The 26817-nt window shown below is 72.3% G+C and carries 22 protein-coding genes; 8 read left to right on the top strand and 14 right to left on the bottom strand.

What is annotated here, in order from left to right:
* Nucleotides 1-131: 131 nt before the first annotated feature.
* A complete protein-coding gene (pgfA, locus tag ACZ4M5_RS05300) occupies nucleotides 132-1127 on the bottom strand; it encodes a cell envelope lipid trafficking protein PgfA (protein WP_467733301.1) in 996 nt (331 codons plus the stop codon).
* Between the two features lie 215 nt (nucleotides 1128-1342).
* Here pgfA and ACZ4M5_RS05295 point away from each other — a divergent pair, with 215 nt between their 5' ends.
* Complete coding sequence (locus ACZ4M5_RS05295) at nucleotides 1343-1495, top strand: hypothetical protein (RefSeq protein WP_298572590.1); 153 nt, start codon at nucleotides 1343-1345, stop codon at nucleotides 1493-1495.
* A gap of 3 nt (nucleotides 1496-1498) precedes the next feature.
* Nucleotides 1499-2743: a PucR family transcriptional regulator gene (locus tag ACZ4M5_RS05290; RefSeq protein WP_467733298.1), complete on the top strand. Its 1245-nt coding sequence runs from the start codon at nucleotides 1499-1501 to the stop codon at nucleotides 2741-2743.
* 39 nt (nucleotides 2744-2782) lie between these two features.
* Here ACZ4M5_RS05290 and ACZ4M5_RS05285 read toward each other — a convergent pair whose 3' ends face one another.
* Complete coding sequence (locus tag ACZ4M5_RS05285) at nucleotides 2783-4828, bottom strand: TerD family protein (protein WP_467734237.1); 2046 nt, start codon at nucleotides 4826-4828, stop codon at nucleotides 2783-2785.
* A gap of 221 nt (nucleotides 4829-5049) precedes the next feature.
* Between ACZ4M5_RS05285 and ACZ4M5_RS05280 the strand changes: the two genes are divergently transcribed.
* Together ACZ4M5_RS05280 and ACZ4M5_RS05275 are read left to right on the top strand one after the other, a co-directional pair.
* Complete coding sequence (locus ACZ4M5_RS05280) at nucleotides 5050-5823, top strand: IclR family transcriptional regulator (RefSeq protein ID WP_398111420.1); 774 nt, start codon at nucleotides 5050-5052, stop codon at nucleotides 5821-5823.
* A complete protein-coding gene (locus ACZ4M5_RS05275; RefSeq protein ID WP_467733296.1) occupies nucleotides 5820-6683 on the top strand; it encodes an SMP-30/gluconolactonase/LRE family protein in 864 nt (287 codons plus the stop codon). Before ACZ4M5_RS05280 ends, ACZ4M5_RS05275 begins: the two co-directional genes overlap by 4 nt.
* A 24-nt stretch (nucleotides 6684-6707) precedes the next feature.
* Here the strand turns inward: ACZ4M5_RS05275 and ACZ4M5_RS05270 are convergent, their stop codons facing one another.
* The 3 genes from ACZ4M5_RS05270 to ACZ4M5_RS05260 all read right to left on the bottom strand — a co-directional run bounded on the left by ACZ4M5_RS05270 (nucleotide 6708) and on the right by ACZ4M5_RS05260 (nucleotide 10158).
* Nucleotides 6708-8108: an NAD(P)/FAD-dependent oxidoreductase gene (locus ACZ4M5_RS05270; protein WP_467733294.1), complete on the bottom strand. Its 1401-nt coding sequence runs from the start codon at nucleotides 8106-8108 to the stop codon at nucleotides 6708-6710.
* Between the two features lie 212 nt (nucleotides 8109-8320).
* A complete protein-coding gene (locus ACZ4M5_RS05265; RefSeq protein WP_467733292.1) occupies nucleotides 8321-9550 on the bottom strand; it encodes an MAB_1171c family putative transporter in 1230 nt (409 codons plus the stop codon).
* Nucleotides 9547-10158, bottom strand: coding sequence for a toxin-antitoxin system, toxin component family protein (locus ACZ4M5_RS05260; protein ID WP_467733290.1), 612 nt, complete (start codon nucleotides 10156-10158; stop codon nucleotides 9547-9549). The genes ACZ4M5_RS05265 and ACZ4M5_RS05260 overlap by 4 nt, the downstream gene beginning before the upstream one ends.
* Nucleotides 10159-10394: 236 nt before the next feature.
* Between ACZ4M5_RS05260 and arfA the strand changes: the two genes are divergently transcribed.
* Nucleotides 10395-11909, top strand: coding sequence for an arabinosylfuranosidase ArfA (arfA, locus tag ACZ4M5_RS05255; RefSeq protein WP_467733288.1), 1515 nt, complete (start codon nucleotides 10395-10397; stop codon nucleotides 11907-11909).
* Between the two features lie 15 nt (nucleotides 11910-11924).
* On the opposite strand, the gene ACZ4M5_RS05250 is transcribed toward arfA, so the two are convergent.
* The gene (locus tag ACZ4M5_RS05250; protein ID WP_467733286.1) at nucleotides 11925-14810 is read right to left on the bottom strand and encodes a glycoside hydrolase family 35 protein; all 2886 of its coding nucleotides are present in this window, start codon (nucleotides 14808-14810) and stop codon (nucleotides 11925-11927) included.
* 127 nt (nucleotides 14811-14937) lie between these two features.
* Between ACZ4M5_RS05250 and ACZ4M5_RS05245 the strand changes: the two genes are divergently transcribed.
* Both ACZ4M5_RS05245 and ACZ4M5_RS05240 read left to right on the top strand, forming a co-directional pair.
* Nucleotides 14938-15396 (top strand): RrF2 family transcriptional regulator, encoded by a 459-nt coding sequence (locus tag ACZ4M5_RS05245; protein WP_398111413.1) that lies wholly within the window; start codon nucleotides 14938-14940, stop codon nucleotides 15394-15396.
* A gap of 408 nt (nucleotides 15397-15804) precedes the next feature.
* A complete protein-coding gene (locus ACZ4M5_RS05240; RefSeq protein ID WP_398111412.1) occupies nucleotides 15805-16461 on the top strand; it encodes a DUF4360 domain-containing protein in 657 nt (218 codons plus the stop codon).
* A gap of 66 nt (nucleotides 16462-16527) precedes the next feature.
* On the opposite strand, the gene ACZ4M5_RS05235 is transcribed toward ACZ4M5_RS05240, so the two are convergent.
* A complete protein-coding gene (locus ACZ4M5_RS05235) occupies nucleotides 16528-17319 on the bottom strand; it encodes an alpha/beta fold hydrolase (protein WP_467733283.1) in 792 nt (263 codons plus the stop codon).
* Between the two features lie 64 nt (nucleotides 17320-17383).
* On the opposite strand from ACZ4M5_RS05235, the gene ACZ4M5_RS05230 reads away from it, so the two are divergent.
* Nucleotides 17384-17938 carry a YciI family protein gene (locus ACZ4M5_RS05230; RefSeq protein ID WP_467733281.1) on the top strand — a complete coding sequence of 185 codons (555 nt, stop codon included), beginning with the start codon at nucleotides 17384-17386 and terminating at the stop codon, nucleotides 17936-17938.
* Nucleotides 17939-18024: 86 nt separating this feature from the next.
* Here the strand turns inward: ACZ4M5_RS05230 and ACZ4M5_RS05225 are convergent, their stop codons facing one another.
* From ACZ4M5_RS05225 to mmsA, 7 genes are all read right to left on the bottom strand, one after another.
* Nucleotides 18025-18816, bottom strand: a complete 792-nt coding sequence (locus ACZ4M5_RS05225; protein ID WP_467733279.1) for an ABC transporter permease — start codon at nucleotides 18814-18816, stop codon at nucleotides 18025-18027.
* The gene (locus ACZ4M5_RS05220) at nucleotides 18813-19778 is read right to left on the bottom strand and encodes an ATP-binding cassette domain-containing protein (protein ID WP_467733277.1); all 966 of its coding nucleotides are present in this window, start codon (nucleotides 19776-19778) and stop codon (nucleotides 18813-18815) included. Before ACZ4M5_RS05220 ends, ACZ4M5_RS05225 begins: the two co-directional genes overlap by 4 nt.
* A 12-nt stretch (nucleotides 19779-19790) precedes the next feature.
* Complete coding sequence (locus ACZ4M5_RS05215; RefSeq protein WP_467733275.1) at nucleotides 19791-20465, bottom strand: DUF4097 family beta strand repeat-containing protein; 675 nt, start codon at nucleotides 20463-20465, stop codon at nucleotides 19791-19793.
* Between the two features lie 329 nt (nucleotides 20466-20794).
* Nucleotides 20795-22594, bottom strand: a complete 1800-nt coding sequence (locus ACZ4M5_RS05210) for a pyridoxal phosphate-dependent aminotransferase (protein ID WP_467733273.1) — start codon at nucleotides 22592-22594, stop codon at nucleotides 20795-20797.
* 197 nt (nucleotides 22595-22791) lie between these two features.
* On the bottom strand, nucleotides 22792-23940 hold the full coding sequence (locus tag ACZ4M5_RS05205; protein ID WP_467733271.1) for an aldose epimerase family protein: 1149 nt from the start codon (nucleotides 23938-23940) through the stop codon (nucleotides 22792-22794).
* Between the two features lie 55 nt (nucleotides 23941-23995).
* The gene (gene mmsB / locus ACZ4M5_RS05200; protein ID WP_467733269.1) at nucleotides 23996-25237 is read right to left on the bottom strand and encodes a multiple monosaccharide ABC transporter permease; all 1242 of its coding nucleotides are present in this window, start codon (nucleotides 25235-25237) and stop codon (nucleotides 23996-23998) included.
* Nucleotides 25234-26784, bottom strand: coding sequence for a multiple monosaccharide ABC transporter ATP-binding protein (gene mmsA, locus ACZ4M5_RS05195; RefSeq protein ID WP_467733267.1), 1551 nt, complete (start codon nucleotides 26782-26784; stop codon nucleotides 25234-25236). Before mmsA ends, mmsB begins: the two co-directional genes overlap by 4 nt.
* Nucleotides 26785-26817: the final 33 nt, after the last annotated feature.

Genomic DNA, 26817 nt, shown 5'->3' with positions numbered 1-26817 from the left:
CCTGAGCGCTTTCCAGGAGGGGAGTGTGGACGGTCTGTGCTCGGGGTGGGGTTGGACAGTTTTCGCCCGGACGTTCGCCACGGCTACTCACCGACGTGACAATTTCCGCCCTTGTCGACGCTGACGTCACATCACTTTGTGAGGGAGGGCTGGGGCGAAGGGGGCGTATCGGACGGAACAGGCTGCTCCGGCTCCTTCCGCCCACGCGCCACCAGAACGCCACCCGCCACCGCGAGCAGCAGACCGGCGATCCCTGCGCCGATCGGCAACGTGGTCCCCACGAGCCGGAGTTGACCGCTGTCCCGCTTCGCCTGGCGCACGGCCTCCCGCTGCGTGGCGGGGGTGAAGGCGACCTTCTCGCTGTCCAGCAGCACCGCCGCGTCCTTCTTCGCGCCCGGGGCCCGCAGGGTGCGCCGCGGCCCGGTCTGCGCGTACAGCACGCGTCCGGTGGCCTGGTCGACGACCAGCACGAACCCGTGGTTGGAGTACCACTCCTCGGCCAGGACCTGCGGGCGCTGCGGCCGGCCGACGAGGCTGCCGGGCACCATGCGGGTGCCGGTCCTGGTCGGCTGCACGGAGCCGGTGAACCGGTAGCCCGTGTAGCCCTGCACCTTCTCGGTGCCGCGGTAGCGCAGCACGACCGTGTCCCCGAGGGTGTTGTCCCACCACTGGTAGGAGCGTTTCTGCACGTCGAAGGGGAACTTCAGGTAGGCCTCGCCCTCGATGTGGGGCTTCTCCCCGCAGCAGTGCACGGGCCGGGTCGTCCGGCGGTCCATCACCCAGCGGTGCGGCACGAAGTCCAGCGCGTCGTGCGGGTCCGCGGCCGGCAGGGACGTATCGGTGTCGACGGTGGTCGTCACGTCCCAGACGGCGTTGCCGCTGCGTTCGCTGTCCTCGACGTCGCCCCGGACGCGCTGGGTCACGGTGATCCGCCGGCCGGGGACCGTCTCGATCCGGTCGGTGTCGAACACACTGCCCCGGCCGGTGTAGACGGCGGTGGTGTCGATGTCGATCGGGTTCACCGCGGCACGCGGCTGCACGTACCAGGCGAGCAGGGGCGCCAGCACCAGCAGGAACGTGCCGAGACCCAGCAGGACCAGGGAAAACGGGGAGGTTGTACGGCGCATCCGGGCACTCCAGTGGCTTGGGACGGCTCGACGTACGAGAGGACCGGCACGGCGGCGGAAATGCGCGCGTGCGGTTGGGCCGGGAACCGTAGGCCGCTCTTGACGGGGTGTCAATGCTTGTCGAGACTGGGCGCGACAGCAGGGACGGGGCGCCGGGGTGGGGCGACCTCCGGACGATCTCCGGGCGAATCCGGGACAGAGAGGCTGACCCTGCGATGTCCAGACTGCTCGCTGCCGCGCTGACCGTAGCGCTCGCCGCCGCCCTCGCCGTGGGGGCCGCGCTGGGCGTGGTCGCCCTGCTCGAAGCCACCCCCGACCAGCCGAACACGCCCCTGATCACGTACGAGCGGGCCGGGCAGGGGAGTTGACCGATGACGGCCGCCCGCACCGGAACCGTCACCACCCGCTCGGCCTGGCACGACGTGCCGCGCCTCCAGGTGCGCCGGTTCGCCGCCACCGTCATGGCCGAGGCGCCCGGGCTCGCCGAGGAGATCCTCCGCGAGATCCAGCGCGAGTACCCCCACCTGCCCGTCGTCCTCGACGACTCCGGCGAGCCGATGGCCCTGGTCGGTATCCGCCGGGCCATCGAGGTCTTCGTCCAGCACCTGGAGCACTCCGAGGGCCGCCCCACCGTCCCGCCAGGCGTCTTCCAGGACTTCGGCCGCGGCGAGGGACTCAACGGCCGCTCCCTGGACTCCCTCCAGGCGATCTACCGCATGGGCGTACGCATGGCCTGGCGCCGCTTCGCCGACATCGGCCAGCGCGTGCAGATCCCGCCCCCGGCGATGTACGAACTCGTCGACGCCGGCTACGAGTACCTCGACGGCCTGGTCGACCAGTCCGTGCGCGGCTACGCCGAGGCGGCGGCCCGCCAGGCCGGTGAACGCCTGCGGCTGCAGCGCCGCCTCATGGAACTGCTGCTGGCCGAGCACCACCGGGGCGACCCCACCGAGGCCTTCGCCGAACGGGCCGCCCGCATCGGCTGGCCCGTGCCCGGGAAGGTCGCGGTCGGTGTCCTGCTGCGCCCGGCCCGCGAGGCCATGGCCCCCGCGGTGGGCCAGGGCGTCCTGCTCGACATGGAGTACGAGCAGCCCCGCATGGTCGTCCCCGAGCCGGACGCGGCCGGCCGGCCCGAGCTGCTGCACCGGGCCCTGGCCGGCTGGTCCGGCGCGATCGGCCCGCCGGTCCCGCTGGCCGACGCCGCGAAGTCGCTGCGCTGGGCGGAGGCGGCGGTCCGTCTCATGGAACGCGACCTGCTCCCCTCCGGGGAGGTCCTCCACTGCACCGAGCACACCGAGGCCCTTGTCCTCCTCCAGCCCGAGGAACTGATCGACGACCTGGCCCTGCGCTGCCTGGCCCCCCTGGCCCATTGCGGCCCCACCCACGGCCGCCGCCTCGCCGAGACCCTGCTGGCCTGGCTGGAGACCCGCGGCGGCGCCCCCGAGGTCGCTGCCCGCCTGGGCGTCCACCCGCAGACGGTCCGCTACCGCCTGCGTCAGATCCGCGAGCTGTGGGGCGACGAGATCGACGACCCGGACCGCCGCTTCGAACTCGAACTGGTCCTGCGCGCCCACCGCCTGAGGGGAGAACTGGGGGTACCCCGGGGGCGGCGGTGAAGGGACCGGGGCCGTCACGAGGACCCCGGCCCCCGGATGTCACACCCCCGCCCGTTCCTTCGCCGCCGCCCGGCCGGGGGCCGGGGCGTCGACGTGCACGACCACCGACGTGTAGAAGCGGTGCACCGCGTCGTCGACGCTGCGGATGAAACCGGACTCGGCGCTGCCGCGGCCGCTGCCCATGCCCTTGAAGAGGGACAGACGGAAGCCGGTGATGCGGGCGCCGTCCTTCGGGAGCAGGTCCGCGGGCTCGGGCCGCAGCCGTTCCAGGGTGCCGCGGGGACCGCCCGTCTCGCCCTCCACCAGCGTCTCCACGTGCAGGTCGGCCGGAGCCTCGGCCAGCCGGCGGATCAGGCGCTTGGCCCAGGTGAGCGGATACCCCTGCTCGGGTGCCGGGATCTCCAGGGAGGTGCGCAGCTTGGCCGTGCGCAGATCGGCGCACACGGCGAGCAGTCCGGGCGCGCCCTCGACCCGCAACTCGGCCTGCAGCCTGCCCTCCAGACACAGCTGGTCCGCGAGCCGCGCCCGGCGGGCACCCGGGTCGGTGCCGCGCCGGGTCCGCTGGGCGGGCAGCACCTTCTGGCCGAGCTCACCGCCGAGCCGCAGGCAGACCTGACGGATGAGGCGCTCCCAGCTCTCGACGACCTCCATGGCGCGTGGATCGCCCTGACAGAGGGTTTCGTCGCTGATGCCGTTGCGTACGGGGACCCAGGCCGAGCCCATGTTCTGGAATCCGTGGCAACCGGAGTTCTCGTGCTGCAGGTAGTGCAGGAGATCCTGCAACAACCAAGTGCGTGCGGCGTTCCCGACTCCCTCGTGACGAATCAACATCTGCGCCTGATGGGCCACTTCGGCCCACGAAAGGTGCCACAGAGCTACCTGGTGCTTGCGACGTCGATCGATCTTCACGTCGACCAGCGGCCGGCCCTCCAGTGCCACGTCGTTCGACAGCGTGATCACGGCTTCGTAGCCGCGCCTGGCCGCGATGTCCATGTACGCCTGCACCTGGTCGGACTTGAGGGGGTTGCCGTTCGTCTTGGTCTCGACGAGGGCCGTCCACAGCTTCCCGGCACGCTCCACGCGGATGACGCCGTCGGGGCGCCGGGGAGTGTCCCCGTGTGGCAGCGACACCTCGGTGAAGGTCTCCATGCGACCGGAGGGTGCTCCGAAGGGAGCGGTGATCCTCCTGCCGAACCGAGGAACCTGAGCCATCACCGACAACAGCACCGAAGTCGAGCGCATCTCCCGGTCCCGGTCGCTCTTGAGGGCCGAGACCGGGAAGAGCCGGGCCTGCTTCCAGGACTCGTTCTCGGCCAGGCTCTTCACGGGCGCCCGGGGCAGCGTGACCTTCTTCTTCGCGGTCCGCGGCCGGGCGGCGCGCTTCTTCGGGGCCGTCTCCGCGTCGGCGGGCGGCCGCGGTGCGGGGACGGCCTCGAGGACCGTGCGCGGCGGGGCGCCGGGGTCGGCCACGGCGGCCGTCTCCTGCCCGTCCGCCCTCAGGGCCTCCGCCTCCGCCTCCGCTTCCGCCGCGGCGTCCGCCTCCGCCGCGTCGTCCTCGATGTCCACGCCGAAGTCCGTGGCCAGTCCGGCGAGTCCGCTCTCGTAGCCCTGTCCGACGGCCCGGAACTTCCACTCCTCGCCCCTTCGGTACAGCTCGCCGAAGATGATCGCGCTGACCTCGCCCGCGCCCTCCACGACGAACCGCAGCAGCGCCTCGCCCACCGCGTCGGCCAGCGTCACGCGCAGATCGTCCAACTCACCGAAGCGCGCCGTTCCGTAGCGGCTGGCGGCGACGACGATCCGTTCCACCTCGGCCGGGACCGCGGTCAGGTCGAAACTGATCCGGTCCTCGCTGCCGTCTCCCGTCGGCTCCTTGCCGAGCAGCTGCACGCTGCCGTCGGCGGCCACCGGGTTGTTGTAGAAGTAGAAGTCGGTGTCGCCGCGGACCTTGCCGTCGGCGCCGAGCAGCAGCACCGACACGTCGGCGTCGCCCTGACCGCTCGGGCTGGACCAGCCGAGGCTCACGATCGCGGAACCGACGTTCTCACTGAGGGCCGACAGCGACACGTTCGAGCCCATGGTCATCTCACGCACAGGAATCCCCCCACCTCTGCGGCACATGTGACGTGCCGCACAGCGGCACTTTAATGTGCAGGACACGTATGTGTGGGGTGCTCGGGGTCTTTCGGGTCGCTGTCCCTCGGGCCATTGCCCGGCCCTACCTCTATGGCTAGCCTGTGTTCGTCATGCCGATCGCCTGTTGAAATATCGAACGCGGGCGCCGAGACACAGGGAGGGGGCCGGTCGTGGGACGCCTCGTACCAGCAGTGACCCGGGCTCTCGACATTCTGGAGCTCTTCCTCGACGGGGACGGGACGCTCTCCGCCCCCGACATCGTGCGCAGACTGCAACTGCCGCGCACCACCGTGCACGAGCTGGTCACCACGCTCGCCGCGCGCAAGTACATCGTCCCCGTGCCCGGCCAGCCGGGACGCTACCGGCTCGGCGTGCGCCCGTACCAGCTCGGCGCCCGCTACGCCGAGCAGCTCGACCTGGCCGCCGAGGGGCAGCAGGTCGCCCGGTCCGTCGCCGAGACCTGCGACGAGACCGTGCACGTGGCGATCCTCGAGGACACCGACGTCATCTACATCGCCAAGGTCGACTCCACGCACGCCGTGCGGATGGTGTCGGCGGCCGGCCGCCGTCTGCCCGCGCACTGCACGTCCGTCGGCAAGATGCTGCTGGCCTCCCTCCCCGACGCCGAGCTGGCCGCGCGCATTCCCGACGGCGCCGAGCTGGCGGCGATGACGCCCAACAGCATCACCGATCCCGCGGCGCTGCGCGAGGCCCTGGCCGGGATCCGGGAGCGGGGCATCGCCGTGGAGAGCCGCGAGTCCAACCCGGACGTCTCCTGCGTGGCCGCGCCGGTCCGCGACCGCACCGGGCAGGTCGTCGCCGCACTGTCCATCTCCGTGCCGATGATCCGCTGGAGCGAGGAGCGCCGCGCCGAGCTGGAGCAGCTGGCCGCCAAGGGCGCCGCCGAGCTGTCCGAGCACCTCGGACACCGGAGCGTGGCATGAGGACCCCCTACGAGGTCGCCGTGCGCGCCGAGTCCGAGCTGGGCGAGGGTCCGACCTGGGACGCGGCGGCCGGCCGGCTGCTGTGGCTCGACATCCTCGGCTGCCGCGTGCACACGTACGACCCGGCCACCGGACGGCGCACGACCCGTCGCACCGACCAGCACGTGGGTGCGGTCAAGCCGCGTGCCGGCGGCGGGCTGGTGCTCAACCTCCGTGACGGGATCGGCCTCCTCGACCCCGAGGAGGGCGACACCGGCGGCGGCTTCCGGTGGTTGTGCCGCGAGCCCGTCCCCGGCCGCCGGGCCAACGACGCCGCCGTCGCGCCCGACGGCTCCCTGTGGGCCGGGACCATGCGCTACGACGAGGCGCCGGGCGGCGGGACGCTGACCCGCGTCACCGGCGACGGCTCGGCCGAGACCGTGCTGGACGACGTCACCGTCAGCAACGGCACCGGATGGAGCCCCGACGGGCGGCTGATGTACTACATCGACACACCCACCCGGCGCGTGGAGGTCTTCGACCACGCGGACGGGCGGGTGTCCGGACGCCGGACGCTGGCCGAGATCGAGGAGGGCGCCGGCTTCCCCGACGGTCTCACCGTGGACGCCGACGGCTGCGTGTGGGTCGCCCTGTGGCAGGGCTCCGCGGTCCGGCGCTACACGCCCGACGGGCGGCTGGACCGGGTGGTCGACCTGCCGGTGCCCCTGGTGACGGCCTGCGCGTTCGGCGGGGCCGGGCTGGGCGACCTGTACGTCACGACCGCGCGCACCGGGCTCACCGACCCGCCCGCCCTGGCGGGTTCGCTCTTCGTGGTGCCCGGCGCGGGCCAGGGCCTGCCCCAGCCGGCGTTCGCCGGCTGAGGGAGCCTCCTGCTCCGGTCCCGCTCAGCGTCCCGTCCGGTCCAGTCCGCGCAGGATCGTCCGCTCCCGCTCCGTCAGCGGTGCCCCCACCGCCGGCGGCAGGGGCGGCCCGCTGAGCGTCGCCAGGACCGTCGAGGGCCGGAGCAGCCGCTCCGGCCCGGTCGTCATGCTCATCACGTCCCAGACCGCCGACGCCGCGGTGTACGAACCGGTCGCCGCGCGGATCATGCGGCGGCTGTACGCCGTGACCAGGCGGTCGACCAGGCCGGGGGAGCCCCCGCGCGTGCCGGGGAACCAGACGTCCTGACTCACCGCCATCGTCCACGCGGCCTGGACCGGCCGGGCCGCCCGCCGCTGCACCCGCCGGGCGAGTCCGGGGGCCTCCAGGCCCGCCCGCCGCACCTCCCGCTCCAGTTCCCGGACTTCGAGCGCCGCCACCGACATGCCCTGCCCGTAGGCCGGGTTGAACGTGGCCAGCGCGTCGCCGAGGACGACGAGGCGCTCGGGCCAGGAGCGGACCTTCTCCAGGTACCGGCGGTGGTTGCTGGTGCTGCGGCTGACGTGGACGTCGGTGAGCGGTTCCGCGCCGGAGATCAGCCGGCCCACGATCGGGTCGGGCAGGTCCAGGGTGTACCGGAGGAACGCCTCCGGGTCGGAGGGCGGTTCGCCGCCGCCGCGGGTGCCGGCCAGGCTCACCATCCAGCGGTCGCCCTCGATCGGCAGCACCATGCCGCTGCGGCCGGGCCGCCCCCGGTACGGATCGGCCTGCACCATGGTCAGCGGGAAGCGCTCGGCGCCCTCGGGCATGCGGTACAGGCGGGTGGCGTTGACCAGGCCGGCGTCCACCGTCCTCGCGCGCACGTCGTCGATCCCCAGCCCTTCCAGCCAGGTCACGATCCGCGAGCCGCGCCCGCTGGCGTCGACCACGAAGTCGGCGGGGAGGTCCTCGTCCCCGGCGGCGGTCGAGAGGCGGACCCCCGTCACCCGCTCCCGTGATCCGGTCAGCTCCAGCACCTGCGCCTTGCGGATCACCACGCCCGTGTGGTCCAGCACCGCGGCCCGCACGACCCAGTCGAGCAGCGCCCGGGTGCAGGTCAGCATCCGCGGCCCGGGGTGGCGCCAGCGCCGGAACCAGCCCTCGGGGGTGAGGGCGACCATGCCCGAGCCGAGGGATATCTCGTGCGCGCCGGCGGCGAGCAGGTGCTTGCGCATGCTCACGCCGGGCACCAGGTCCTCCATCGAGGCCAGTCCGCCGGCCAGGAGGAGATGCGCGTGACGTCCCTGCGGCAGGCCCTTGCGGTGCTCCGGCCCCTCGGGCAGGTCGTCGCGGTCGAGCACGACCACCTCGTCCGCGACGGCGGACAGCGCCGCCGCGGCCAGCATGCCGGCCAGTCCCGCACCGATGACGACAGCTCTACGCGACATGCGACTCCTCGCACTCAGCCATGACGGCTCCCCCGCCCTGAGGGCTCTCCCCGGCGCCCGGCCACCGCCGCGCGCCGCGCAACGCCCCACGCGGGCAACGGTTTCGAGCCATGCAGGCTCCTGTTCCGGACGGCTCTCACCGTACCTTCACGTACCGTGCCCGCCACCCCCCGGTACGGGTCCCCGCCGAATCCGGCCACGGGCAAAGGCCGTCAGCCCGTGAGCGACCTGCCGTCCGCGGGGTCGGGTACCCGGGCGCGGATCGCCCGGAGGTCCTCCGTGCGGCGCAGGGCCCGGGACACCGCGCCGATCTCGCGCAGCAGGTCCGTGGTGTCACGCGCGCCGGCGCCGTCGTCCTCCTTCGTCCGGCTCCTGGCGTCGACCGCGTCCAGGATCGCCGCGGTCGCGGCCAGTGCCTTGGCCCGGTCGGGCGGGTGCCCGAGGGCGAGGGCGGCGTCCTGGTACCTCTCGCGCCGGTCCTCGTCGACGTACCGGGCGAGCGGCAGCAGGCAGTCCCGGATGAACGTCTCCCGCCGGACCAGCCGCAACTCCGGAGTGGCGCGCAGCAGGAACGGGACCCCCTCGCCGTCGACCGTCTTCATCAACTGGTACAGCGGCCGCAGTTCGTGGTACGCGAGCCGGACGTGCCAGCGGCCGTGGAGGTACTGCCCGGCGTGCGGGATGATGAAGCCGACCGCTATCAGCACGGCGGACAGGCAGGCGAGCGGCGGGGCGACGGCGGTGCTCAGCCAGTCCAGGTCGTGCCCGGCCCAGCGGGCCGCCACGGCCGTCAGTTTGGCCGCGTCGAAGAACAACTGCGCGGCATAGCCGACGCCGAGGAACTTCAGCCCCCAGCGCAGCAGCGAGTCCAGTCCGTCGGTGCGGATCCAGTTCCAGATCAGCCCGTTGGTGACCACCGCCGCCACGGTGTGCGCGAGCAGGTAGAGCACGATCATCTCGCGGATGTACGGGGTGTTGGCGTAGTACGTGTCGAGATCCCGCAGCCGCTCCTCCGGCACGTCCGCGAGGGCGAACAGCACCCACATCGCGGCGATCACGCACGAGTAGACGACCACGACGCCGCGCATCGCGCGCCGCGTGCGGTCGGAGCGGTCGGCCAGGCCGTTGCGCCAGGTGATGATCAGCAGCAGGCAGAACGCGCAGAACGCGGTGAGCAGCGAGTAGACCCACGGGCCGGAGAAGTTCGCCACTCCGGTCAGCCGGTTGACCCGGGCGATCGTCGACGGCGCGACGAACACGAACACCGCACAGGCGAGCAGCAGCAGCCCGCCGACCGCGCGCAGCAGCGGGTCCTTCCAGAGCCGGATGATGCTGGGCAGCTTGATGGCCAGGGCGGCGGCCAGGATCCCGGCGGGGATCCACCAGAAGTTCGGATAGAACTGGTTGACGAACTCGACCGGCGTCAGCGCCACCGTCGTCACGGTGCCGTACCTCCTCGCGGCCCCCGGTAGCCCAGCGACCGCTGCACGGGTTCCAGGGGCACGTCCGGGCCGCGCTCGCCGGGCAGCAACGCCCGGCACCCCGCCGCCAGCCGGTGTCCGAACGCGTCGGCCTCCGCCTCGTCCCGCTCCCGGGAGCCGTGGCGGGCCGCCACCGCCAGTGCGACGTCCTGCCAGCCCGGCCGGCCGGCGAACGCGTGGGCCGCTGCCGTGCCGGCCCCGCGGTGATGGCCGTGCCCGGCGTGCAGATGCCACAACTCGTGGCCCAGTATCACCAGTTGCTGGACCGCCTCGGCCCGCTCCTCGACGATGATCAGGTCGAAGTCCTGGAACTCGACCCACAGCCCCGTCACTTCGATCTCGTCCGGGAACCGCTCGAACCGCAGCTGCACGGGACGGCCACCCCGCCGCGCACTCATCTCCTCGCACAGCGCCCCGCACAACTCCCTTACGCTGGCGGGAGCTTGAGGTCTCCTGCGGACCGCGGCGGAGAGCTCGGCGGCCAGGCCGCGCAGGGCGGAGCCGCTGCGGGAACGCCCGAGTGCGGCGGTGACTCGGGCGGCCATCGTCCGCGCGCCCGCGATGTCCATCGCTCCCCCTTCTCACCCCCGGCCGACGGCTGGGCAGCGCGTCCGAGACTACGCGCCCGAAAGTGTGCGCGTCATGCGATCGGGCGCCCGAGGCGCGCGAGCGCCGCGCGGAACCCATTGACGCGCCCCGGCTTCGAACCTACGGTCCCGTTCGGAAAAGCGACCCATGCTCGATATGTCGAACGCCTCCCGCCGCCCCCGACTCGGACCGCCTCACCCCGACCCGAAAGGCGACCATGCGAGCCGCCCGCTTCACCCTGGACCCCGCATTCACCGTCGGCGAAGTGAACCCCCGCCTCTTCGGCTCCTTCGTGGAGCACCTGGGCCGCTGCGTCTACACCGGCGTCTTCGAACCCGGCCATCCCACCGCCGACGACAAGGGCCTGCGCCGGGACGTCCTCGGCCTGGTCCGTGAACTCGGCGTCACCGCCGTCCGCTACCCCGGCGGCAACTTCGTCTCCGGCTACAGGTGGGAGGACTCGGTCGGCCCGGCCGAGGACCGGCCCCGCCGCCTCGACCTGGCCTGGCACTCCACCGAGACGAACCGCTTCGGCCTGTCCGAGTACATGGACCTCCTGCGCAAGATCGGCCCGGACACCGAGCCGATGCTCGCCGTCAACCTCGGTACGCGCGGCGTCGCCGAGGCCCTGGAACTGCAGGAGTACGCCAATCACCCCGGCGGCACCGCCCTGTCGGACCTGCGCGCCGCCCACGGCGACAAGGACCCCTTCGGCATCCGGCTGTGGTGCCTGGGCAACGAGATGGACGGCCCCTGGCAGACCGGCCACAAGACGGCCCGGGAGTACGGCCGCCTCGCCGCCGAGACCGCCCGGGCCATGCGGCAGCAGGATCCCGGGATCGAGCTGGTGGCCTGCGGTTCCTCCCACCGGTCCATGCCCACCTTCGCCGCCTGGGAGGCCACGGTCCTGGAGGAGACGTACGACCTCGTCGACCACGTCTCCCTGCACGCCTACTACTGGCCGCAGGACGGCGACCTCGACTCCTTCCTCGCCTCCGCCGTCGACATGGAGTCCTTCATCGACGACGTGGTCGCGACCGCCGACCACGTGGGCGCGCGGCTGAAGTCGAGGAAGCGGATCAGCCTCTCCTTCGACGAGTGGAACGTCTGGTACCTGCCCGAGTGGGAGGCCCGCGCCCGGGCCTTCGCGCAGGACGACTGGCCCGAGGCGCCGCGGCTGCTGGAGGACCACTACAGCGTCACGGACGCGGTCGTGTTCGGCTCGCTCCTCATCGCCCTGCTCCGGCACGCCGACCGCGTCACCGTCGCCTGCCTCGCCCAGCTCGTCAACGTCATCGCGCCGATCATGACCGAACCGGGCGGCCCGGCCTGGCGGCAGACCACGTTCTTCCCCTTCGCGCAGGCGTCGCGGTACGGCCGCGGCGAGGTCCTCGACGTCCGGGTGGACTCCCCGGCGTACGACACGGCGAAGTACGGCGAGACCGATCTGCTGCACGCCACCGCCGTCCGCGGCGAGGACGGGTCGGTCACCGTGTTCGCCGTCAACCGGGGCCGGACCGAGGCGCTGCCGCTGGAGGTCACCCTGGGCGCCCTCGAGCTGTCGTCGGTGATCGAGCACAGCGCCCTCGCCGACGCCGACCCCGACGCGCGCAACACCCTCGCCGACCCGGAGCGGGTCGCCCCCCACCCGGTCGACGGCACGGTCCTGCGGGACGGCACGCTGAACGCCGTCCTGGAGCCGCTGTCCTGGAACGTGATCCGGCTTGCGTGACGGCCCCGGGCTCCCTCACACCGGCGTGACGGGCACCCCTCCCGCCGCGGCGCCCAGCAGGGTCAGCCGCACCTGGCCCGGCCCGGAGGGGGTCGTCCCGTCGGACAGCACCGCCAGCGCCAGTGTGTTGGCACCACGTGTGCGCAGAATCCCGTTCGGCAGCACGAAGGTGTGCTGCGGCCCTACGTCGTTGAGGTACTGGCCCAGGTTCCAGCCGTTGAGGAAGAGCTGCACGCGGTAGGCGCGCTCGGGGTCGTCCTCGAGGACCAGGCCGACCGAGGCGTCCACGCCCGGGGCGACATCCAGCCGGAAGTCCGTGCGGTACCAGGTGACGCCCTGCCGCCGGTCCGCCCGCGGCAGTTCCGCGTCCTTCCAGTCCCGGTCGTCGTGGTCCGGCAGGTGCCAGCCCGCCCGCTCCCCGTACAGGCCGCCGTTGTTCGGCGCGCCGCGCACCGGGTCGGGCACGGCGGCGCCCTGGATGCGCCAGGTCACCTTCGGGGAGGCGCCCCGGAAGGTCACGGCGGTGAGCCCGCGCGCGGCCTTGTGGGTGTCGCGCGCGCCCTCGTCCGTGTCGTGCTGCATCGGCCGGACGAGCACGGACAGCACGTGCCGTGCCCGGGGCCGAGCGCGCAGCCGCTCGCGCAGTCCCTCCGGCAGGGCGAAGACGGCCTCGGCCGTCCACGTGCCCTGCCCGGCGCGCTCCCGGTCCGGCACGGGCATGCGGTGCGTGCCCAGCGGCTCCCCGTCCAGCCAGGCCATCAGCAGACCCTGCGTGCCGGTGCTGTAGGACAGGGAGACGGACTCGGCGCCGCCACCGCCCGTCCACTCGCCCCGGTACCAGACGTCGCCGTAGTGGAAGCCGTAGTCGTCGGCGAACAGCACGGGCTGCCCGTCCGGCACGGGCGTGCTGCTGAAGGACGTCGTGCGGTCGGCCTCCGCCCAGTCCGCGTCGTCGAAGCCGGGGTCGGCCTCCGGGTTCTCGGTGCGCCGCCGCCAGCCGGTCAGGGCGGGCAGCGCCGGGCGGGTCACGCCGGGCAGCGGGCGCAGCGCCAGCAGGCTGCCGGAGGCGCTGACGCGGACGGGCACCGGGCGCCCGTTCCAGGTGACGTGGGTGATGCCGCGCGGCCCCCAGACCTCCAGGCCGGTGGCGCCGACGGTGTCGCCGGTGAGGTGGACCGTGGAGTCGCGCAGGACGGCCGAGCGCAGCAGGGCCGGGCCGTAGACCAGCAGCGCCCCGGACGGCGTCTCGTAGGGCCACAGCCGCAGGGCGGTGGCGTCGTCGGCGAACAGCAGCAGCATCGGGGTGTCGACGCCGTCGCCCTCGACCCGTACCCGGCTCAGGCCGCCGGCGCCCAGCGGGACGGAGACGTTCAGCTTGCCGAGGTTGTACGCCCAGGCCGGCTCCGTGTCCAGCCGCATGGGCGTCGGCTCGTCCGCGCAGTCCAGCACGACCTGGGCCAGGTCGCCGTGCCGGCCGGCGAAGACGGCGATGTCCTGCCGGCCCGCGGTCAGGCTCAGCATCGGCTGCACGGAGGAGTACACCAACGTCCGCCTGCCGAGGCGGAGATCGGCCGCGATGAGCTTGGCGTCCCGGGCCGGGACGGTGACCGGGACGTCGATCCCGGCGTCCGGGAGGGTGGAGGAGACCGGCTCGTCGGTGTCGTTGCGCAGGACGTAGACGTGGGCGCCGGTGTCCGGGTTGGTCAGGTGCCGCACCTGGATCCGCTCGTCGGCGGCCCGGACCGCACGCCCGGGGTTCAGCCGGGCGAGGTCGGGCACGGACCGCAGCAACTGCCCGAGCTGGTGCGTCGCGGCGAGTTTCGGGGTGGCGTTGCGGGCCTCGTCGAAGGCGGCACCGTAGTCGTAGGAGGTGTAGACGGCCGGTGCGGGCAGCCAGCCCCAGGAGGTCCCGCCGTAGGTCATGCGGACGTTGTGCAGCGTGACGCCGTCGGCGAGATGGGCGAGGCAGGTGCGCCGCTCGTACGCGGCGTCGTGGGTCCGGCGGGCCTCGGCGTAGCCCTTGCCGCCGAGCACGGAGCCGCCCCAGGGGTCGGCCGTGCCGCCCGGGATCTGCGGCAGGAACGCGGGTGCGCGCCCGGCGGGCCGGGTCGCACCGCCAGCGAAGTACCCTCGGACGGGGGCCACTTCACCGGAGCCCTGCGCGCGGCCGGCCGCGGCGGCGTGGAACAGCGGTACGTCGATGCCGTCGGCGCGGACCTTCTCGTACAGGTGGGACAGGTAGGCGCTGCGGGCCGGGGCGTCGGCGCCGCCGGGGGCGTCCTCGAGGCCGTAGAGCAGGACCGTGCCCGTGCCCCGGGTGAACAGGTGCTTGGCGACGACTCCGTTGACGGCCGTCAGCCACTCGTCGGCGTACCGCAGGAAGGCGGGGTCGGTGGTCCGGGCGCGGCCCTCGGTGGCGGTCAGCCAGCCGGGGAAGCCGCCCGCGTCGACGTCGGCGCCGATGTGGGGGCCGGGCCGCAGCACGACGTACAGGCCGGTCTCGGCGGCCGTGCGCAGGAACAGGCCGAGGTCGCGCACGCCCGAGAAGTCGTACCGCCCCGGCGCGGCGGAGTGGACGTTCCAGGCGACGCACGCGGTCACGGCGTTGTGGCCGTGGGCGCGCATCTTCTGCAGCACGTCCCGCCACAGGGAGGGGCTGGGCAGCCGGAACGGGTGCATCTCGCCCGACCAGAGCACCAGCCGCCGGCCGTCCACCAGCAGCGAGTGCCGGTCGAAGCGGATCTCGTGCGGCCGGCCGTCGGCGCTCGGTACCGGCGGCGGCGGGCCGGTGCGTACGGGCCGGCCCTGGTTCGCGGAGCTCGGCGACCCGCTGCCGGTCAGCGCGAAGCCGAGCGCCGCCGTGCCGGCGAGCGCGTGAAAGGTGCGCCTGCTGAGCTCCAAGGGAGCGCCTCCTGTTGTGCCATGCCTTGCGTGGGGCCGGTGTTCCGCGGCTGCCGCGGGGCCGCCGTCGCCGGCCCGGGTGCCGGTGGTGCGTCCATGTCTACAGGGTGACCGCGACAATGGTCCTATGAGGATCTCGGCACGTGCGGACTACGCGGTACGAGCGGTCGTGGAACTGGCCGCGCGGCAGGATGAGGGGCCGGTCAAGGCGGAGGCCGTGGCCACCGCGCAGGACATCCCCCACAAGTTCCTCGAGGGCATCCTCGGAGACCTGCGGCGGGCCGGTGTCGTCGACAGCCGCCGGGGCGGGGGCGGGGGGTACCGGCTGGCCCGGGAGGCGGACCGGATCAGCGTCGCGGACGTGATCCGGGCCGTGGACGGCCCGATCGTCTCGGTCCGCGGGGAACGGCCGACCGGCCTGGCCTACTCGGGCACCGCCGAGCCGCTGCTGCCGCTGTGGATCGCGCTGCGGGCCAACGTGCGCAGGATCCTGGAGGGCGTGACGATCGCCGACCTGGCGGCCGGGGCCCTGCCCGAGCCGGTGGAGCGGCTGGCGGCGGAACCGGCGGCCTGGGAGAACCCCTGAGGGGCCGCGGCCGTCCGCCGCGCGATGCGTGATCCTCATTCCGTCCCCGGGGTGTCCTCGCTCTGACGCCGGTGTGCGGTGCGCACCCGCCGACGCACGTGTGCAACGCACCTTATGCGCCCTCGGGCACGACCCGGGCCGGGGAGTGCGCGAAGGGGCCCGTTCCGCCGGGCGGCGGGCGAGCGTGCCGCACGCGGGCCGGTGGCCTTTCCGCCAGTGTGAATGGCCGGACAGCGCCCTGGCCGGTGCCTGCGGCCCTGCGTACGATGCCACCGCCCCCGGCCTTCACGGCTCCTCCACGGAACAGTCACAACCGGGGGCGCATGCGCCGGGCTGCTTGTCATGCGCATGTTCATGCGAGACGCATGGTCCGTCACACTCCACCCCCCACGCACGGATGGGAGAACCATGGCCGGTGGCCTGCTCCTGAGCGGCGCGATCGCCGCGCTGCTCACCAGCGCACTTCCCGCACAACCGCCCTCCTCCGGGTTCGTCGACCCGCCCCCGGACAAGATCGTCATCAAGGTCGCCACGGTGAACGGCTCCGGCTGCCCGCAGGGCACCGCCGCGGTGGCCGTCTCCGAGGACAACACGGCGTTCACGGTGACCTACAGCGACTACCTCGCCCAGGCCGGGGGCAACTCCGACCCCACCGCCTTCCGCAGGAACTGCCAGCTCAACCTGATCGTCCACGTGCCCTCGGGCTTCACGTACGCCATCGCCAGCGCCGACTACCGCGGCTTCGCCGCACTCCAGCGCGGCGCGAGCGCGACCCAGCGGGCGTCGTACTACTTCCAGGGCTCGTCGAGCACGGCCTACCGCAACCACCCCTTCAGCGGCCCCTACAACGACAACTGGCAGGCCACGGACGAGACGGACTGGGCCCAACTGGTCTGGGCCCCCTGCGGGGTGCAGCGCAACTTCAACATCAACACGGAGATCCGCGTCAACGCCGGTACGCAGTCGGCCGACAAGGTCAGCTTCATGACCATGGACTCGACCGACGGGGACATCAGCACCGTCTACCACATGGCGTGGAAGGAGTGCCCGGAGAAGAAGTCCTGATGGCCTGAGGGAGCCGGGCGCGCGGGATCGGCTCGGCCCGCGCGCCCGGGTACTCCCGGGGTGCCGTCACGACCGCGCCCGGCCCGCCGGTGGAGCCGCCAGTGCCGCCGCCGTCGCCCGTACGAAGCCCTCGGGGTTGTCCAGCATGATGTTGTGGCCGCAGTCGGGGACCGCGACGACGGACACGCCCGCCCGCTCCAGCGCCTCGCCGCCCGGCAGCGGGCCGTCGGCCTCCGGGAGCAGGATCGTGCGGGGGATCCGCAGTTCCCGCAGCAGTTCGCGCATGGCCGGGGTCGTCCCCCGGGTGAGGTGGTACGCGCTGCGGTGCAGGGCCTCGCGGCCGGCCAGGCGCATGGTGGACCACCAGTGGGCCCCGGCCCGGTCGCGGACCCGCTCCCACCCGCCGTCCAGGAACTCCCGCTCGGACTGGGCCGCGATGCCGCTGCTGCCCGGGGCGCCCGGGACGCGGGGGAGCGGGTCGAGGTTGGCGTCGATCAGCACCAGCCGCGACACCAGGCCGGGGTGGCGGGCGGCCAGGACGATCGCGACCGAGCCGCCCATGCTGTGGGCGATCAGTTCCGCGCCCGTCACGCCCGCTGCAGTGAGGGCGGTGGCGAGCGCGTCGGCGTGGGACTCCAGCGTGTAGGGGAAGTGCGCCGGGCGGTCGCTGATGCCGTGCCCGAGCAGGTCGACCAGCAGGCAACGGTGCCCGGCCAGACGGGGATCGACGGCGGCCGCCGTGAAGTAGGCGGCCGACGTGGCCCCCAGGCCGTGCACGTAGACGCGGGCCGGTTCCCGGCCGGGCAGTTCGACCCAGCGGATGCGATCGTCCTCGGGCGTGACGGCGGCGCTGCGCACGGTCGGCTCTCCTGTGATGACGGCGACGGGAGACACGAGGGTAGCCACTGGAGTTGGATGAGCCATGGAGTTCTTCTGCTACCACCGCGACCGGCCCGGCTCCCTGCCGCTGCGCGAGGAACTGGGCGAGGCGCACTGGGCCTACATGGACCGCTACGAGGCCGAACTGATCGCGCGGGGGCCGACGTTCGCCGAGGACGGGCAGACCCCCACCGGCAGCGTCCACATCGTCGGTCTGCCCGACCCCGCCGCGGCCCGCGCGTTCGCCTTCGGCGAGCCCAACCACCAGGCCGGCGTCTACCGCGACGTCCTGCTCCGGCGGTGGCGCAACCTGCTGGGCCGGACGATGGCGCAGTTCCCCGGTGGGCGCACCGGCGGCAGCCGGTACCTCGTCCTCGGGCTGGGCTCGGGTGGTGACGGAGCCGACCTGGAGGTGTCCGAGGCCCTGCGGGACGAACTGATCGCGTACGGGCCGCTGTTGTCCGACGACGGTGACGTGTGGCTGGGGACGGCGGCCCTGGTGCGGGCCCCCGATGCGGCAGGCGCGCGTGCCGTGCTGACCCCGGAGCGGTACGCCAGTGTCGAGGTGCACGACTGGGAGTGCGGCGGGCGCCGTTGACGAACGGCCGAAGAGGGCGGCGCACCCCGGCCGTCGCCGGGGTGCGCCGCCCTCGAGGGGTGCGGTGGATCGTGCGGGCTCGCCCGCTACTTCGGGTCGTTGCCGAACTTGGCCGCGGCCCAGAAGTAGCCGAGCACCGCCAGGGCCAGGCACCAGCCGACGGCGAGCCAGCCGTTGTGCCCGATCTCGGTGCCGAGCAGCAGTCCGCGCAGGGTCTCGATGGCCGGCGTGAAGGGCTGGTACTCGGCGAACGGCCGGAACCAGCCGGGCATCGAGTCGAGCGGGACGAACGCGCTGGACAGCAGCGGCAGCAGGATCAGCGGCATGGCGTTGTTGCTGGCGGCCTCGGCGTTGGGACTCACCAGGCCCATGCCGACCGCGATCCAGGTGAACGCCAGGGCGAACAGCACCAGCAGTCCGAACGCCGCGAGCCACTCCAGGACGGTGGCGTCGGTGGAACGGAAGCCGATGGCCACGCCCACGGCGCCCACCAGGACCACGCTGGCGACCGACTGGAGCACGCTGCCGACGACATGGCCGACCAGGACCGAGCCGCGGTGGATGGCCATGGTGCGGAACCGGGCGATGATGCCTTCGGACATGTCGTTGGAGACGGAGACGGCGGTGCCGATCGTGGTGCTGCCGATGGTCATCAGCAGCACGCCCGGCACGATGTAGGCGATGTAGACGGACCGGTCCGGGCCCCCGCCGCCGATGCCCGCGCTCATGGTGTCGCCGAAGATGTAGACGAACAGCAGCAGCAGCATGATCGGCGTCATCAGCAGGTTCAGCGTGAGCGAGGGGTAGCGCCGCGCGTGCAGGAGGTTGCGGCGCAGCATCGTGGTGGAGTCGCGTACGGCGAGGGCGAGCGAGCTCATCGGGCAGCCTCCTCGGGCTGGTTCGTCTGGTGCGGGACGCGGGCGTCGCCGGTGAGGGCGAAGAACACGTCGTCGAGGTCGGGGGTGTGCACGGTCAGTTCGTCGGCCTCGACACCGGCGGCGTCGAGCCGGTCGAGGATCAGGCGCAGGGCGCGCTGGCTGCCGTCGCTGGGGATCTGCAGGGCCAGGGCCTCGTCGTCCTGGACGGCTCCGCCCAGCGTCGCCGCGGCCGACCGGTAGGCGCCCGGGTCGGTGAAGCGGAGGCGCACGTGTCCGCCCGGGACGATCCGCTTCAGCTCCTCCGCGGTGCCCTCGGCCGCGATGCGGCCGTCGTGCAGGACCGCGATGCGGTCGGCGAGTTCGTCCGCCTCCTCCAGGTACTGGGTGGTGAGGAAGACGGTGACACCGCCGGACACCAGCTCCCGGATGATCTGCCACATCGTGTGGCGGGAGCGGGGGTCCAGTCCCGTGGTGGGTTCGTCGAGGAAGATCACCCGCGGCGAGCCGACCAGCGTCATGGCGATGTCCAGACGGCGCTTCATGCCGCCCGAGTAGGTGGAGGCGGGCTTGCGGGCAGCCTCGGTGAGGTCGAAGCGCTCCAGCAACTCGGCGACCACGCGCCGCCCTTCGGGCTTGGACAGGTGGTGCAGGTCGGCCATGAGGAGCATGTTCTCCTCGCCGGTGATCAGGCCGTCGACGGCCGAGAACTGGCCGGTGACACCGATCGCGCCCCGGACGGCCTGCGGCTGGGTGGTGAGGTCGTGGCCCGCGACCCGGGCCTGCCCGCCGTCGGCCCGGACGAGCGTGGAGAGGATCTTGACGGCGGTGGTCTTGCCGGCCCCGTTCGGGCCGAGCAGGGAGAAGATCGTCCCCTCCGGGACGGTGAAGTCGACACCGTCCAGGACGGTCTTGTCGCCGTAGGACTTGCGCAGCCCGTTCGCCGCGATCGCCGGGGTGGTCATGGGTGGTCTCCTCTACAGGCTGCGGGCGGTGACGTCGCCGTAGGCGGTGGTGGCGTGGATGGTCAGTCCGGCGGCGGCGCCGTCGGCGTTCTTCAGCGAGTTGTGGATCCGGCCGTAGGTGGTGCCGGCGTCCAGGGAGGCCGAGACGCCCGGGGCGGCGCCGACCGAGATGTCGCCGTGCTGGGTGCGCAGCGTGAACGCGCCCCGCACGGCCTCGGCGATCCGGATGTCGCCCTTCTGCACGGCGACCTCGGCGGGGCCGCCCAGACGCCCGACCGAGATGTCGCCGGCCTGGACACCGATCCGGGCGGCCGCGGTCTCGTCGAGCTTGACCGGCCCCTGGGCGCCCTCGAAGGTCACGTCGCCGAGCCGTCCGACGCCCCGCAGTTCGGCGGCGGCCGTCCGGGCCTGGACGTGGGACCCGCTGGGAAGCTGCACGGTCACCTCGACGGCCCCGGAGGAGGAGCCGAGGAGCCGGTTCTTGGGCGCGGGGGCCGTGATGCGCAGGACGCCGTCGGCGTAGGCGACCGAGATCTGCTCCGCGGCCTTCACATCGCGGCCCCTGGACGCGTCGGCGGGCAGGATCTCGACGGTGGTGTCGTCGCGGTCGGCGGCGATGAAGCGGATGCGGCCCGCAGGGACGTCCAGCACGGTGGTGACGGGCTTGGGGGTGGGGAACTGCTGCATGACGTCTCTCCTTCGACCGCTGTTTCCGGCAAGAGAAACGCTACGTTGCATTCACAAGAGTGGCAACGTACTTGTTGCATGCGAATTGCGTTTATGCAGTTCAAGTGCAGGAAATCGTTGCAACCGTTCTGACGGATAATGCAACGTCGCTCTCATGTTGCATTGCAATGAACGGTGATGAACGCTACTGCGGGACCGCTGCCGCGGCACAGGCGGACGCGCGTGCCGGCGGGCAGTGCGGAGTACGCCCCGGGGCGGGCGCCGCTCCCGGGAACGGCGAACGGCCGGCGGGCGCGCGGCCCGCCGGCCGAAGGTGCGGTGCGGTGCGGCTAGCCGGTCTGGCCCATGCCGGCCGCGTTGGGCCAGTTCTGCGCTGCGGGCCAGCCGGTGGCGGGGGCCGGTGACAGGCCGTTCGTCCCACGGACCTGGGCGGCCGTGAGACCGCCACGTGCCGGCACACCGGGCGGTGTCGGGCCGGTGGCCATGGGCGCGGGCGCGGGCGCCGGGGCCGGAATCTGCGCCGCCGGGGCGAACGGCTGGGCCGGGGCGAACGGCTGGGCCGGAGCGAGTGGTTGTGCCGGGGCGAGTGGCTGCGCCGGAGTGAGCGGCTGCCCCGGGAACGGCGAGGCCGCCGGGGCGAGCGGCTGCCCCGGGCCGGGCTGCGGCACCGGCTGCGGCACCGGCTGCGGCGCCGGCTGGGGGACGGGCTGCGGCGTGGGCAGGGGAGCGGGCTGCGGCACGGGGACGGGGGAGGGCTGGGGGGCGGCCAACGGCTGGGGTGCGGCCGGCACCCGTGTCCCGCCGTCGTGGCCCGACGGCAGGGCGGACGCCGCGGCGGGGAGCGGCACCCCGGTGCCGGCGGTCCCCGGCGCGCCCGGGCCCACCGCCGCGACATGGGCGGCCAGACCCTGCATCCCCGACCCGTTCGTCTCGCTCATCAGCCGGTCCACGGCCGCCGTACCCGAGCTGTAGCTGGTCCCGTTGCCCGGCTCGGGTACGGCGGCTCCCCTCCTGGACGTCCCGTAGAGCACCTGTTCCAGGCCGGACACCAGGCGACGCACGTCCACCTGGGGGCGCACCACGAGACGCAGGAAGCGGCTGGACGAACCGATCTTGTTGCCGCACTCGCGGACCAGGATCCGGTGCTCGGTGAGCATCCGGTCGCGGACCACGGTGCCCTCGGCGCCCACGGGCAGGCGCACGAAGAGGAAGTTGCCCTGCGAGGGGTAGACCGTCAGCCCCGGCAGGGACGAGAGCTGGGACGCCATGTCCAGCCGGTCCCGGCGCACCTGGTGCAGGCTCTGCGCGTACTCGGCGCCGTGCTCCTTCAGCATGAACACCACGTGCTCGGCGAAGGAGTTGAGGTTCCACTTGGGCAGCATGGAGCGGACGCGGCCGGCCAGCGCCGGATTGGCGACGAGGTAGCCGAAGCGGATGCCGTGCAGTCCGAAGTTCTTGCCGAGGCTGCGCAGGACGACCACGTTGGGCCGCAGCATCGCCTCCTGGACGACGGACGGCTCGGCCTCGGCGTCGGCGAACTCCAGGAACGACTCGTCGACGACGATCAGGTCGAGGTCGGCCATGGCGTCCATGAACTGCACGACGGAGTGCTTGTGCAGGTAGCCGCCGTCCGGATTGTTGGGGTTGCAGACGACGGCGACCCGGGTGCCGCGGGCGCGGATGAACTCGGCGTACTGGGCGAGGTCGAGGGCGAAGCCGCTGGACTCCTGGAGCGGGAACATGTCGACCCGCTTGCCGGTCTCCATGGGCTGGTCGGTCCAGCGGCCGAACGTGGGGACGGGGACGGCGAGGGACTCGCGCACCAGCAGGTGGTCGATCCAGGTGATCAGCTCGGTCGAGCCGTTGCCCATCGCCACGCACTGCGGCGGCAGTTGCAGCAGGCTGCACAGCTCGGCGGTGATGGTGTCCGCGCTGCTCGGGTAGTACGTGATGATGTCGCGCAGCCTGGCGGCCATGTCCTCGAACATGGCCGGGGTGGGGAAGTAGGGGTTGCAGGGGATGCAGAAGTCCACCGGCCCGGCTCCGTCGCCGCCCTCGCGTGTCAGCGCCGCCATCGAAGGGCTGTGTGCCGCGGTGCTGCGGAACAGCGAGGTGACCTTGTCGGCCATGGAACCTCCGTGTGAGGCGGGTCCGCCGGGGGCGGCCGGACCCGGCGTGCGAGGGCGGCCCGCGCAAGGAGCACGGGCCGCCCTCTCATACGGAGACCACACGGAGGCCGTTCAACCGTCGGGGAACCGGTCGGAATGCGTGCCGCTGTCGTGAAGACCACCGGCCCCCGCGGCGGTTCCGGTAGGTTCCCGCCCCCTCACCGGCCGAAGGTGTGGACCGTCGACGTGCGGTAGACCTGGCCGGGGCGCAGGACCGTCGAGGGGAACTTCGGCTTGTTCGGGGAGTCCGGGAAGTGCTGCGTCTCCAGGCAGAGCGCGTCGCCCTGCCGGTAGGTGCGGCCGGTCGGGCCGGTCAGCGTGCCGTCGAGGAAGTTGCCCGAGTAGAACTGCAGCCCCGGCTCGTTCGTGGCGATCCTCAGGGTGCGTCCCGAGGACGGGTCGCGCAGGGTGGCCACGTGCTCGGGCCGGGCGGTGATGCCCTTGTCGAGGACCCAGTTGTGGTCGAAGCCCTTGGCGGTGATCAGCTGGGGGTGGGCGGTGCGGATGTCCCGGCCGATCGGCTTGGCCGTGCGGAAGTCGAAGGGCGTGCCCGCGACCTTGGCCAGCTCGCCGGTGGGGATCAGTCCCGCGTCGGTGGGCGTGTAGCGGGAGGCGGCGATGCGCAGCTCGTGGTCCTCGATGGTGCCGCTGCCCGCGCCGGCCAGGTTCCAGTAGACGTGGCTGGTGAGGTTGACGACGGTGGCCTTGTCGGTGGTGGCCTCGTAGTCGATGCGCCAGTCGCCGTGCCGGGTGAGGGTGTAGGTCACCTTCGCCTTGAGCGTGCCCGGGTAGCCCATCTCGCCGTCGACGGACGTGTAGTACAGGTGCAGGCCGACGTCGGAGCCCTCGGTGAACGGCTCGACGTCCCACACGCGCTTGTCGAAGCCCTGGGCGCCCCCGTGCAGGCTCTGCTCGCCGTCGTTGACGGACAGCTGGTAGTCCTTGCCGTCCAGGGTGAAGCGGCCCTTGCCGATGCGGTTGCCGTAACGGCCGATGAGGGCCCCGAAGTAGGGGCTCTCGGCGACGTAGTCCTCGAGGTTGTCGAAGCCGGCGCTGACGTTGGCGTAACGGCCGCGGCGGTCGGGGATCTCCAGGGACTGGACGATGCCGCCGTAGGAGAGGACCTTCAGGCGGGTCCCGCCGTTCTCCAGCGACCAGAGGTGGACCTTCGTGCCGTCGGCCAGCTTGCCGAAGAGCGTCTTCACCGGCTTCCTGCCTCCCGTGGCGTGTGCCGTGCCGCCGAGCGCGCCGGCGGCGATGCCCGCCGCCGCGGCTCCCGCGATGACCGTGCGTCTGTTCAGTTCCATGTGCGGCTCCCGTATGAGGAGAGGGCCCCGCCGTGCGGCGGAGCCCCGATCTGACCTACGAACCGACCTTGCGCTTGTTCCACACGTCGAACCCGACCGCGGCGAGGAGCACCAGGCCCTTGATGACCTGCTGCCAGTCGGTGCCGATGCCGACGAGGTTCATGCCGTTGTTCAGCACGCCCAGGACCAGGCCGCCGATGATCGCGCCGAGGACGGTGCCGACACCGCCGCTCATCGACGCGCCGCCGATGAACGAGGCAGCGATCGCCTCCAGCTCGAAGTTGAGGCCGGCCTTGGGAGAGGCCGCGTTGAAGCGGGCGGCGAAGACCAGACCCGCCAGGGCCGCGAGCATGCCCATGTTCAGGAAGACCAGGAAGGTGACCTTCTTGTCCTTCACACCCGACAGCTTGGCCGCGGGGAGGTTGCCGCCGATGGCGTAGATGTGGCGGCCGATGATCGCGTTGCGCATGACGTAGCCGAAGCCGACGAGCAGCACACCGAGGATCAGCAGCACGATCGGGGCGCCCTTGTAGCTGGCCAGCAGCATCGTCAGGGTGAGGATGGCGGCGCCGATGGCGACCAGCTTCAGCAGGAACAGCTTGGCCGGCGGGACGTCCAGTGCGAACTCCTGCTGCCGCTTGCGGTCGCGGACCTCCTGGAAGATCACGAAGGCGATCATCGCGAGGCCCAGCAGCAGGGTCAGGTTGTGGTAGTTGGTGTCCGGGCCGACCTCGGGCAGGAAGCCGTTGGCGACCTTCTGCAGGCCGTCCGGGAACGGGCCGAGCGTCTGGCCCTCCAGGAAGATCTCCGTCAGGCCGCGGAAGATCAGCATGCCCGCCAGGGTCACGATGAACGACGGTATGCCGCCGTAGGCGATGAAGAAGCCCTGCACGGCGCCCGCGACCGCGCCCACGGCCAGGCACAGCACCACGGCGAGCGGCCACGGCAGGTCCTGTTTGACCATGAAGACGGCGGCCATCGAGCCGACGAACGCCGTCAGCGAGCCGACGGACAGGTCGATGTGGCCCGCGATGATGACCAGCATCATTCCGATGGCCAGGATCAGGATGTAGCTGTTCTGCAGCACCAGGTTGGAGACGTTGCGCGGCAGCAGCAGGTCGCCGTCCGTCCACACGGCGAACAGCACCACGATCAGGCCCAGCGCGATCAGCATGCCGTACTGCCGCATGTTGCGGCGCATGCCGTCCAGCACCAGCTGCAACAGGCCGTCGCCCGCGGCCCCTTCGCGGCCCGGCGGCGCGGGGGCCGGGCTCTTGGCGGTCACGTCCGTGCTCATCGGGTTACCTCTTTGTCCTTCGTCATCTGACGCATCAGCGATTCCTGGGAGGCCTCGGCCCGCGAGAACTCACCCGTCAGCCGTCCCGCGGCCATCGTGTAGATGCGGTCGCACATGCCGAGCAGTTCGGGTAGCTCGGAGGAGATGAAGACGACCGCCTTGCCCTCGGCGGCCAACTGGTCGATGACCGTGTAGATCTCGTACTTGGCCCCGACGTCGATGCCTCGCGTCGGTTCGTCCAGGATCAGCACGTCCGGACCCGAGAAGATCCACTTGCTGAGGACGACCTTCTGCTGGTTGCCGCCGGACAGCTTGCCCACCGGCTCGAAGACGGTCGGCGCCTTGATGTTCATGGACGTGCGGAAGCCCTCGGCGACCTGCCGCTCCTCGTGTTCGTCGACCACACCGCGCCTGGCGACCTTGCCCAGGGCGCTCAGCGAGATGTTGCGGTTGATGGTGTCGATGAGGTTCAGGCCGTAGTGCTTGCGGTCCTCGGTGACGTAGGCGATGCCGTGCCCGACCGCCTCCGGGACGGTCTTGGTGCGGATCTCCTCGCCGTCCTTGAGGACCGTGCCGCCCGCGTAGCGTCCGTAGGTCCGGCCGAAGACGCTCATCGCCAGCTCGGTGCGGCCGGCGCCCATCAGGCCCGCGATGCCGACGATCTCGCCGCGCCGCACGTGCAGCGACACGTCGTCGCACACCTTGCGCTGCTGGTCGATCGGGTGGTGCACGGTCCAGCCCCGGATCTCCAGGGCGGGCGCCGCCCCCTCCTCGGGTTCGTGCGGCGACCGCTCCGGGAAGCGGTTCTCCAGATCGCGGCCGACCATCCCGCTGATGATGCGGTCCTCGGTGGTCTCCGGCGCCTTCACGTCGAGGGTCTCGATGGTCCGGCCGTCGCGCAGGATCGTCACCGAGTCGGCGACCCTGCGGATCTCGTTCAGCTTGTGGGAGATGATGATCGAGGTGATGCCCTGCTTCTTCAACTCCAGGATGAGTTCCAGGAGTTTGCCGCTGTCCTCGTCGTTCAGGGCCGCGGTCGGCTCATCCAGGATGAGCAGCTTCACCTTCTTCGACAGGGCCTTGGCGATCTCCACGAGCTGCTGCTTGCCCACGCCGATGTCGGCGACGCGGGTGTCCGGGTGGTCCGACAGGCCCACCCGGCGCAGCAGTTCGGTGGCGTGCCGCAGGGTCTCGGTCCAGCTGATGATCCCGCGGGTGGCGTGTTCGTTGCCGAGGAAGATGTTCTCCGCCAGGGAGAGGTAGGGCACCAGGGCCAGTTCCTGGTGGATGATCACGATGCCGCGTTCCTCGCTGGCCCGGATGTCCTTGAACCGGCAGACCTCTCCCTCGAAGAGGATGTCGCCCTCGTAGGTGCCGTGCGGGTGGACGCCGGACAGGACCTTCATCAGGGTCGACTTGCCGGCGCCGTTCTCCCCGCAGATGGCGTGGACCTCGCCCTGCCGGACGGTCAGCGTGACGTCCGACAGCGCCTTGACGCCGGGAAAGGTCTTGACGATCGAGCGCATGTCCAGGACGGGTCCCGCCATGGTCGTGCCTTCCAATCAGTGGTGAATCGTCGG

The organism is Streptomyces sp. NPDC026246 (assembly GCF_055567995.1).
This window is presented reverse-complemented; position numbering and strand designations above follow the sequence as displayed.

What these genes read in the sequence shown, in the direction of transcription:
- ACZ4M5_RS05270 (WP_467733294.1), bottom strand. Translation starts at nt 8,108, where the DNA reads ATGTCGCGTAGAGCTGTCGTCATCGGTGCGGGACTGGCCGGCATGCTG.
- pgfA (WP_467733301.1), bottom strand. Translation starts at nt 1,127, where the DNA reads ATGCGCCGTACAACCTCCCCGTTTTCCCTGGTCCTGCTGGGTCTCGGC.
- ACZ4M5_RS05205 (WP_467733271.1), bottom strand. Translation starts at nt 23,940, where the DNA reads ATGGAACTGAACAGACGCACGGTCATCGCGGGAGCCGCGGCGGCGGGC.
- ACZ4M5_RS05260 (WP_467733290.1), bottom strand. Translation starts at nt 10,158, where the DNA reads ATGGACATCGCGGGCGCGCGGACGATGGCCGCCCGAGTCACCGCCGCA.
- ACZ4M5_RS05290 (WP_467733298.1), top strand. Translation starts at nt 1,499, where the DNA reads ATGACGGCCGCCCGCACCGGAACCGTCACCACCCGCTCGGCCTGGCAC.
- ACZ4M5_RS05275 (WP_467733296.1), top strand. Translation starts at nt 5,820, where the DNA reads ATGAGGACCCCCTACGAGGTCGCCGTGCGCGCCGAGTCCGAGCTGGGC.
- arfA (WP_467733288.1), top strand. Translation starts at nt 10,395, where the DNA reads ATGCGAGCCGCCCGCTTCACCCTGGACCCCGCATTCACCGTCGGCGAA.
- ACZ4M5_RS05240 (WP_398111412.1), top strand. Translation starts at nt 15,805, where the DNA reads ATGGCCGGTGGCCTGCTCCTGAGCGGCGCGATCGCCGCGCTGCTCACC.
- ACZ4M5_RS05225 (WP_467733279.1), bottom strand. Translation starts at nt 18,816, where the DNA reads ATGAGCTCGCTCGCCCTCGCCGTACGCGACTCCACCACGATGCTGCGC.
- ACZ4M5_RS05245 (WP_398111413.1), top strand. Translation starts at nt 14,938, where the DNA reads ATGAGGATCTCGGCACGTGCGGACTACGCGGTACGAGCGGTCGTGGAA.
- ACZ4M5_RS05210 (WP_467733273.1), bottom strand. Translation starts at nt 22,594, where the DNA reads ATGGCCGACAAGGTCACCTCGCTGTTCCGCAGCACCGCGGCACACAGC.
- mmsA (WP_467733267.1), bottom strand. Translation starts at nt 26,784, where the DNA reads ATGGCGGGACCCGTCCTGGACATGCGCTCGATCGTCAAGACCTTTCCC.
- ACZ4M5_RS05215 (WP_467733275.1), bottom strand. Translation starts at nt 20,465, where the DNA reads ATGCAGCAGTTCCCCACCCCCAAGCCCGTCACCACCGTGCTGGACGTC.
- mmsB (WP_467733269.1), bottom strand. Translation starts at nt 25,237, where the DNA reads ATGAGCACGGACGTGACCGCCAAGAGCCCGGCCCCCGCGCCGCCGGGC.
- ACZ4M5_RS05220 (WP_467733277.1), bottom strand. Translation starts at nt 19,778, where the DNA reads ATGACCACCCCGGCGATCGCGGCGAACGGGCTGCGCAAGTCCTACGGC.
- ACZ4M5_RS05295 (WP_298572590.1), top strand. Translation starts at nt 1,343, where the DNA reads ATGTCCAGACTGCTCGCTGCCGCGCTGACCGTAGCGCTCGCCGCCGCC.
- ACZ4M5_RS05230 (WP_467733281.1), top strand. Translation starts at nt 17,384, where the DNA reads ATGGAGTTCTTCTGCTACCACCGCGACCGGCCCGGCTCCCTGCCGCTG.
- ACZ4M5_RS05285 (WP_467734237.1), bottom strand. Translation starts at nt 4,828, where the DNA reads ATGACCATGGGCTCGAACGTGTCGCTGTCGGCCCTCAGTGAGAACGTC.